The 8,626-nt window shown below is 37.5% G+C and carries 8 protein-coding genes, 1 tRNA gene, 1 rRNA gene, 1 pseudogene and 1 other annotated feature; all 11 genes and pseudogenes read right to left on the bottom strand.

The genetic code is table 11. The features are described 5' to 3' along the window. Nucleotides 1-1,039, bottom strand: a pseudogene (locus ABZA26_RS03340) (DNA-directed RNA polymerase subunit beta'); the annotation flags it as partial. Between the two features lie 77 nt (nucleotides 1,040-1,116). After that, complete coding sequence (gene rpoB / locus ABZA26_RS03335; protein ID WP_372713100.1) at nucleotides 1,117-4,614, bottom strand: DNA-directed RNA polymerase subunit beta; 3,498 nt, start codon at nucleotides 4,612-4,614, stop codon at nucleotides 1,117-1,119. Nucleotides 4,615-4,844: 230 nt separating this feature from the next. Further along, nucleotides 4,845-5,207: a 50S ribosomal protein L7/L12 gene (gene rplL / locus ABZA26_RS03330; protein ID WP_372713099.1), complete on the bottom strand. Its 363-nt coding sequence runs from the start codon at nucleotides 5,205-5,207 to the stop codon at nucleotides 4,845-4,847. Nucleotides 5,208-5,284: 77 nt separating this feature from the next. Then, nucleotides 5,285-5,797, bottom strand: coding sequence for a 50S ribosomal protein L10 (gene rplJ / locus ABZA26_RS03325; RefSeq protein ID WP_372713098.1), 513 nt, complete (start codon nucleotides 5,795-5,797; stop codon nucleotides 5,285-5,287). Between the two features lie 18 nt (nucleotides 5,798-5,815). Next, nucleotides 5,816-5,956, bottom strand: a sequence feature (ribosomal protein L10 leader region). Between the two features lie 19 nt (nucleotides 5,957-5,975). Next, nucleotides 5,976-6,683 carry a 50S ribosomal protein L1 gene (gene rplA / locus ABZA26_RS03320; RefSeq protein ID WP_372713097.1) on the bottom strand — a complete coding sequence of 236 codons (708 nt, stop codon included), beginning with the start codon at nucleotides 6,681-6,683 and terminating at the stop codon, nucleotides 5,976-5,978. A gap of 87 nt (nucleotides 6,684-6,770) precedes the next feature. After that, entirely contained in the window at nucleotides 6,771-7,196 is a 426-nt protein-coding gene (gene rplK, locus ABZA26_RS03315; RefSeq protein ID WP_372713096.1) for a 50S ribosomal protein L11, read from the bottom strand. A gap of 71 nt (nucleotides 7,197-7,267) precedes the next feature. After that, nucleotides 7,268-7,861: a transcription termination/antitermination protein NusG gene (gene nusG / locus ABZA26_RS03310; protein ID WP_372713095.1), complete on the bottom strand. Its 594-nt coding sequence runs from the start codon at nucleotides 7,859-7,861 to the stop codon at nucleotides 7,268-7,270. A gap of 3 nt (nucleotides 7,862-7,864) precedes the next feature. After that, the gene (secE, locus tag ABZA26_RS03305) at nucleotides 7,865-8,068 is read right to left on the bottom strand and encodes a preprotein translocase subunit SecE (RefSeq protein WP_372713094.1); all 204 of its coding nucleotides are present in this window, start codon (nucleotides 8,066-8,068) and stop codon (nucleotides 7,865-7,867) included. Between the two features lie 10 nt (nucleotides 8,069-8,078). Beyond that, nucleotides 8,079-8,154, bottom strand: a tRNA-Trp gene (locus tag ABZA26_RS03300). A 28-nt stretch (nucleotides 8,155-8,182) separates the two neighbouring features. Beyond that, the gene (gene rpmG / locus ABZA26_RS03295) at nucleotides 8,183-8,335 is read right to left on the bottom strand and encodes a 50S ribosomal protein L33 (RefSeq protein ID WP_320045767.1); all 153 of its coding nucleotides are present in this window, start codon (nucleotides 8,333-8,335) and stop codon (nucleotides 8,183-8,185) included. A 199-nt stretch (nucleotides 8,336-8,534) separates the two neighbouring features. Further along, nucleotides 8,535-8,626 (bottom strand): 5S ribosomal RNA (gene rrf / locus ABZA26_RS03290); the annotation flags it as partial.

Below are 8,626 nucleotides of genomic sequence, written 5' to 3'. Positions count from 1 at the left end.
CTACAACTATAACCGATCTAGCAGAGTAGTCTACCCTTTTTCCTAGTAGGTTTTGTCTGAATCTACCTTGCTTACCCTTCAGCATGTCAGAAAGAGATTTAAGTTCTCTGTTGTTTTGTGCTACTACAGGCTTTCCTCTTCTTCCATTATCTATAAGTGCATCTACAGCTTCCTGAAGCATTCTTTTTTCATTTTTCACAACGATTTCAGGGGCTTTTATTTCTAAAAGTTTCTTTAATCTGTTGTTTCTGTTTATTACTCTTCTGTAAAGGTCGTTCAGGTCTGAAGTTGCAAATCTTCCACCGTCTAACTGAACCATTGGTCTAAGGTCAGCTGGTATTACAGGAACATTTTTCAGTATCATCCACTCAGGTTTATTTCCTGACTCACTGAAGTCTCTTACTATTTTAAGTCTTTTTACTATTTTCTTTCTCTTCTGAGAAGAAGTTACATCTTCAAGTTCTTTTTCAAGTTCCACTTGAAGTTCTTCCAGGTTTATCTTTTGAAGTAGCTTAAGAATAGCTTCTGCACCCATTTGGGCTTCAAAACTTTTTCCGTGCTGCTGCCTGTACAGCTTATACTCTCTCTCAGTTAAAATCTTTACTTCTTTAAGATTAGTATCACCTGTAGATATTACGATATATCTTGCAAAGTAAAGAACTGATTCTAGTTCTTTTGGAGAAATTCCAAGAATAAGAGACATCTTATTCGGAGTTCCTTTAGAGTACCAGATATGAGAGACAGGGGCGGCAAGGTTTATGTGCCCCATTCTCTCTCTTCTGACTTTTGCTCTTGTTACTTCCACTCCACATTTCTCACAAACAAGACCTTTATATCTCATTCTTTTGTATTTTCCGCAAGCACATTCCCAATCCTTAGTTGGACCAAATATCCTTTCACAGAAAAGACCATCCATTTCAGGATTAAGTGTTCTATAGTTAATTGTTTCCGGTTTAGTTACTTCTCCAAAAGACCATTCTTGAATTTTTTCCGGAGATGCTAATCTAATCCTGATTTTTTCGAAATTTTTAATTCCCATATTAACTGCAAAGCCTCCTTACTTGAGATAAGTATTATATACACTCAAATAGTTATGTGTTCCATACGACCACAATCTTAATTTTTAAGGTCTGCTAAAGAGAACTCCGTTATTGTTTCTTCTTTGTTTAGCTCTTCATTTACATTAATAAGATTTTTATCAGTATCAAAGAGTTCTACATCAAGAGCTAGTGCCTGGAATTCCTTAAGTAGTACCTTAAATGATTCTGGTAAGTCAGGCTCTGGCATTTCTTCACCTTTTACAATAGCCTCGTATGTCTTTGTTCTTCCTGCTACGTCATCTGACTTGACAGTTAGCATCTCTTGTAGAATATTTGCTGCTCCATAAGCTTCAAGAGCCCAAACTTCCATTTCTCCCAGTCTCTGACCTCCAAATTGAGCTTTACCTCCAAGTGGTTGCTGAGTTACTAGTGAGTAAGGTCCGATTGCTCTAGCGTGCATTTTATCTTCTACCAGATGATGAAGTTTAAGCATATACATCCTACCTACAGTTACAGGGTTATCAAATTTGTCCCCTGTTCTACCGTCAAACAATGTCACCTTACCAGTTCTGCTGAATCCTGAGGATTCAAGATAATCCTTTACCTGTGCTTCGTTTCCACCGTCAAATACAGGAGTGGCAATGTATGTTCCGCCGTTCAAGTCTCCCACAGCAAGTCCTAAGTGTACTTCTAGTACCTGACCTATATTCATACGCGAAGGAACTCCAAGAGGATTAATAACTACGTCTAGATGTGTTCCGTTTGCTAAGAAAGGCATATCTTCTGCAGCTAGTACTCTAGATACAACACCTTTATTACCATGTCTTCCTGACATCTTATCTCCAACAGTTATTTTTCTCTTCTCTGCTACAAATATTCTTATCAATTTATTTACTCCGGCTTTCAGTTCATCGCCGTTTTCTCTAGAAAGTTCAAGAATCTCTACGATAGTACCCTTGGCTCCGTGAGGCATTTTCAGAGAAGTATCTCTTACATCTCTTGCCTTCTCTCCAAAGATAGCTCTGAGTAGTTTTTCTTCTGCAGGAGGTTCTGTCTCTCCTTTTGGAGTAGTTTTACCTACAAGAATATCTCCAGGTCCTACTTCTGCTCCTACTCTTATGACTCCTTTATCGTCAAGGTTTCTAAGAGCCTCTTCAGATACGTTAGGAATTTCTCTTGTTATTTCTTCGTCGCCTAATTTTGTCGATCTGGCTTCTATCTCATATTCCTCTATATGAATTGATGTAAATACATCATCTTTTCTCAGTCTGTCAGAGATTAGAATCGCATCCTCAAAGTTATATCCTTCCCAAGGCATGAACGCCATCAGGATATTTCTTCCTAGTGCTAGGTCTCCGCCTTTTGTGGCAGGTCCGTCAGCCATTATAGAACCAACTTCTACCTCTTCCCCGAGGTCAACTAGAGGCTTTTGATGTAAACACATCGCCTGGTTAGATCTCTCGAAGTTTAGCAATCTATAAGAATGTTCTTTCTTCTCTTCGTCTAATACTACTATTTTGTTAGCATCTACAGCTACTACTTTTCCCTTGACCTTTGACACTACTACTGCTCCAGAGTCTACAGCTACTTTTCTTTCAAGCCCTGTTCCTATAAAAGGAGCTTCTGCTTTAAGAAGTGGAACTGCCTGTCTTTGCATGTTTGATCCCATAAGTGCTCTGTTGGCATCATCATGCTCTAGGAAAGGTATCAGTCCTGCTGATACTGAAACAACTTGTTTAGGAGAAACATCAAGGAAATCAACTTTTTCTCCTGATACATGAACTATTTCATGACCAAATCTACAAACTACTTCTCCCTCAAGATCTCCATCTTCTCCTACAACTGTATCCGCTTGTGCAATGAAAAGTCCTTCCTCTTCATCTGCAGCAAGATATTTTATGTCATCAAAGTTTGCCTTACCTTCTGTTACAGTTATATACGGAGTTTCTATAAATCCATACTTATTAACCTTTGCATAGATAGCAAGAGATCCTATAAGACCGATGTTTGGTCCCTCTGGAGTTTCTATTGGACATATTCTTCCATAATGTGAGTCATGTACATCCCGTACCTCGAATCCGGCTCTTTCTCTGGAAAGTCCACCTGGTCCAAGTGCTGAGATTCTTCTTTTATGAGTAAGTTCTGCCAGTGGGTTGGATTGGTCCATAAACTGTGAAAGTTGTCCAGAACCGAAGAAATCTAAAACTAATGCATTTAGAGGTCTTGTATTCAGAAGTGATTGAGGAGTAAGTGTTCCTGCATCTTGTACAGTCATCTTTTCCTTTACCATTTTCCCCATTTTCACAAGTCCTGATCTTATCTGCATCAAGAGAAGTTCTCCTACTCCTCTTACCCTTCTGTTTGAAAGGTTGTCTATATCGTCAGTATGTCCGTTTCCATTGTGGAGTCCAAGAACATACTTTATTGCTGCCACTAAGTCATCCCTGGTCAATACTACTTGATCTTCAGGAAGGTCTAGTCTCAGTCTCTTGTTCATCTTGTATCTACCAACTGAAGCAAGATCATACCTTTGAGGATTAAAAAACATCTGTCTGATCAGTGATCTCGCTGAATCTACTGTTACAAGATCTCCAGGTCTTAGTTTTTTAAATACCTCTGTTACTGCTTCATCTTTATTTTCAGTTGTATCACCTAGTAAAGTATTTGCAAGTATTTTTTCTTCTGGTCTTACTTCCCAGTAGCTTATTGATTCAAGCTTCATATCTACTATTTTTTCAATGAGCTCTTCATCTATTACTCTCTGCTCTTCAGCTAGGATTTCTCCTGTTTCTTCGTCAAATATATCCTCTTTTATAAAACTACCTTCAAACTTTGTTCTGAATATACTTACCAGTTCTTCTCTGTCCTTGTATTTTTCATAATACTTAGTCAGCTCAAGTTCTTTAGTTTTAAAGAACTCCTCTATAATTTCCAAGTTGTCCTGGAAAAAATCCACTGATTTTAAGAATACAGTTGCCAGAACTTTCTTCTTTCTGTCGATTTTGACACTTAAGAAGTCATTCTTGTCTGTTTCAAACTCCAGCCATGTACCTTTGTAAGGTATGATTTTTCCTGAAAAAAGATCTTTACCTGTTTGAATATTCTGTTCTTTGTTGAAAGAAACACCAGGTGATCTATGTAGTTGCGACACTACTACTCTTTCTGCACCATTAATTATGAAAGTCCCTCTCTCAGTCATCCTAGGAAGCTCACCAAAGTATACTAATGTTTCCTGTATCTCATTTCCACTTTTCTTGTTTATGAGTCTAAGCCTTACCTTTAATGAGGCAGAATAGGTTTTACCTCTCTTCTTACACTCAAGCTCGTCGTTCATTGGTGGCTCTGCTTCGTGCAGTTCATAAGAAAGGTACTCAAGTTTGATGTCTCCGTTAGAAGACTCAATAGGGAAAATTTCTCTAAAAGCCGATTCAAGTCCTTTATCTTCTCTTGTATTTGGAGCTTTTTTGGCTTGTAGGAAATCTTCATAGGAATTTAATTGGAATTCTAGGAAGTGAGGCATTGCTCCTCTTTCTTTTATTCTTCCAAAATTCATTCTTTTAACAAGTTTCCCCATTACTTCACACCCCTTGTTAGTTCTTAATAGTTGATACCTAACCTATTAAAAATAATCTGTTTGAATACACTGTTTTACACAGATTAGATATCAACTTCATATTTAAAATATTTTCACGTTTGTTGTCTTATTCAGGCAATTACTCTATAAATGAGTAAAAAGGCACTCTTAATTAAGAGTGCCTATTTTTTTTAAATTGTTAGTAAAATTTATAAAAGTTAAAAAATAGACTATTTAACTTCTACAGAAGCTCCAGCAGCCTCTAATTTAGCTTTTAATTCTTCAGCTTCTTCTTTAGAAACAGCCTCTTTGATGTTTCCTCCAGCTTCAGCTAAGTCTTTAGCTTCTTTAAGTCCAAGCCCAGTAATAGCTCTGATCTCTTTGATTACTGCTATCTTCTTGTCACCTGCGCTTGTAAGAACTACGTTGAATTCAGTTTGAGCTTCAGCAGCAGCTCCAGCTTCAGCAGCTACAGCTACAGGAGCAGCAGCAGTTACACCGAAGTGATCCTCTAGTGTTGTTACTAATTCTTTTAATTCTAATACTGTCATTGCTTCTAAGTCAGCGATGAATTTCTCTCTATCGAATGCCATTTAATTATTCCTCCTTTTTTATTATATCTATAATAAGATTTTTTGTTAACTGTTCAAACAACCTCTGTTCAAAGAGATTATTCTCCTGCAGATTCTTTCTTATCAGCTATTGCTACAGCTGCATAAGCAAGTTTTCTGATTGGTCCAAGCATACCATTTAACACCATAGAAAGCAGTTGCTCTCTTGACGGAAGTTTAGCTAGTGCTTCAACTTCAGATGCTTCAACTCTCTTACCAGAAAGTAATCCAGCTTTTATTTTAAATATATCTCTTTTCTTAAGAGTTAGAGCTTTCCCTAATTCAAAAGTAACTTTTGCAGGTGCCACAACGTCTCCATATCCAAATGCAAATGCCGTAGTTCCTTCTAGTACATCGTCAAAACTGTCTTCCACACCAGCTTCTTTAAGAGCTATTTTGAAAAGTCTGTTTTTAGCAACGATATACTCTGCTCCAGCTTCTCTGATCTGTTTTCTTAATTCAGTTTCTTCATTAACTTTTAAACCTCTATAGTCAATGAAAACAATCGAATCAGATTTTTTGATCTTTTCACTTAGTTCAGCGATAACCTGTTTTTTTAATTCAGTTGCCATTATCTATTCACCTCCTCTTTTTCTGAAAAATAACCCCCGGTCCAAAGACAGGAACGGAGGTTGTGAGCATACTTGAGGTTAGTGATAACTTGCCCCAACCTCGGTAGGATGTTTAAGGTTTACACCACCTACTGTCTTTGGTTTGGATATATATTAATTTTTAATCCAACTATAGTTATTATGCACCTAAGTACTTAGATACAAGAATTGGGTCCATCTTGATTCCAGGTCCCATTGTTAGGGATACAGCTACAGTTTTAAGGTATTGACCTTTTGCCGCTGATGGTTTTAACCTCTGGATCTCTGCCATAAAAGCTTTGAAGTTTTCTTCGATTTTTACACCGTCGAAATCTGCCTTACCGATAGGTACATGAATAGATCCTAATTTGTCTACTCTAAAGGCAAGCTTACCTTTCTTGAATTCTGATACTGCTTGAGCAATATTTGGTGTAACTGTTCCTGATTTAGGGTTAGGCATAAGTCCTTTTGTTCCTAGTACTCTTCCTAATTTTCCTAACTTAGGCATCATGTCTGGAGTAGCTATGACTACATCAAAATCAAACCAACCTTGTTGGATCTTTTCGATATACTCCTCTGCTCCTGCATAATCTGCCCCTGCATCTAGAGCTTTCTGTACGTTGTCTCCAGAAGTTATAGCAAGGACCTTTACATTTTTACCTGTACCATGTGGAAGAACTACAGTTCCTCTTATTTGTTGGTCAGCGTGTCTTGGGTCTACTCCTAATCTAAGAGCAACCTCTATAGTTTCTACGAATTTCGCAGTTTTTGTTTTTTTAACTAGCTCTAAAGCTTCGTTTACTTCATAAAGCTTTCCTGTCTCAACTAGTTTAGCTATTTCTAAGTATTTTTTACCTCTTTTAGCCATTCCTTAACTTTCCTCCTTCTGTGGTTAAGCGGAATTTTTAGTTCCTACCACTTATTTTCACTCTATAATAAAGCCATTTTCCAAAAATTAGTCTACTATTTTTATTCCCATAGATCTTGCAGATCCAGCAAGAATGTTCATAGCTGCTTCAACAGTTCCAGCATTTAAGTCTGGCATTTTAGTTTCTGCTACTTCTTTAAGTTGTGCTTTAGTGATTGTCCCTACTGTCTCTTTTAAAGAGTTAGCAGCTCCCGATTTAATTCCTACAGCTTTTTTAAGTAAGTCAGATGCAGGTGGAGTCTTCAGAATGAATGTGAAACTTCTATCATTGTAAACAGAAATTTCTACTGGTATAATCCATCCAGCTTTATCTTGAGTTTTAGCGTTGAAAGCTTTACAGAATTCCATGATGTTAACACCATGTTGTCCTAATGCAGGTCCTACTGGTGGAGCTGGATTAGCCTTTCCCGCTGGTAATTGTAACTTAATTAATCCGATTACTTCTTTTGCCATTTTTTAAGTTGCACCTCCATAATATCTGTGGTCATAGTGATTTGTTATCTCCCACTTGCCGAAAGCGTCGCTTAGGCTTTTTTGACACCGTCGAAACTTACTTCAACAGGAGTCATCCTACCAAACATTTCGACCATGACTTTGACTCTTTTATGTTCCATGTCGATTTCCGCTACTTTTCCTCCGTGTCCAGAAAGTCCACCTTCAAGAAGCTCGACATAATCTCCGACACCAAAGTTAATTTGAATTGTTTCTTTAACCTCTTTATCACCATCATTAAGACCGATGACTCTAAATATATTTTCCACTTCTTCATCTTCCATAGGTATAGGATCAGATCCCACTCCTACAAATCCTGTTACCCCATTGGTATTTCTTATGATATACCAGGCATCAGAATCGACTTTAAAGTTTATGCCGTCAGCACTTTCTTCCCTAGTAACAATCATTTCGACCATCACATATCCAGGGAAAAGTTTTCTTGCCACAACTTTCTTTTTACCTCTTCTTAATTCCACACTTTCCTCTTCAGGAACAAGTATTCTTGTTACTATCTCTCCTTTTTCGAGAGTTTCAATTTTCTGTTCAAGATCGGTTTTTACCTTCTTCTCATATCCTGAATAAGTGTGGATCATGAACCATCTTTTTACTATAGTTTTTTCCATTCCTTACCCTCCAAAGCTGGATACGAGCACATCTAAAAGTCTAGAAGCAATTAAGTCGAAAACTCCTAAATATATACTCAAAGCAACACTCATAGCTGCAACAATTATAGTGGCGTTCTTCACTTCTTCTTTGTTAGGCCATGTCACCTTAGCATATTCCATTTTTATCTCTTCGATAAATTTCATAGGACCACCTTCAATACTCAATATAAAAAAATGGCAGGTCAAGAGGGACTCGAACCCCCAACCCTCGGTTTTGGAGACCGATGCTCTACCAATTGAGCCATTGACCTGCACGTTGTAAATTAGTTATTGTATTGACTATTTTTTAGTTTCTTTGTGTAGCGTTACTTTCTTATCCCACTTGCAGTACTTGTTCATTTCTAACCTGTCTGTTGTGTTCTTTTTGTTTTTAGCAGTGCTGTAATTTCTTCTCTTACATTCAGTACACTCTAATTGGACATTAACTCTCATGATTACACCTCCACTCACTTATCGGACACTAATAACTATCCTCCCATACCAAATTGTATGGTCATTCACTGATAGAGCTTCACTTTTGCTTTCCAAGACGAGATTAATAATAACATAACATTTAGAAAGTGTCAACCCTTTTTTATTTTTTATTTTAAAAATTACCAACAGTTTTTACTCTGTCTAAAGAATAAAAAAAGCTTGGCAAGTACCTATCCTCCCGGAGGGCTGCCCCTCAAGTACTTTCAGCGTATGCAGGCTTAACTTCTGGGTTCGGAATGTGACCAGGTG

The sequence above is a fragment of the Ilyobacter sp. genome, assembly GCF_041583315.1.
Classification (GTDB): domain Bacteria; phylum Fusobacteriota; class Fusobacteriia; order Fusobacteriales; family Fusobacteriaceae; genus Ilyobacter.
Note: the sequence above shows the minus strand (reverse complement) of the source record. Positions and strands in the feature narration are given on the sequence as shown.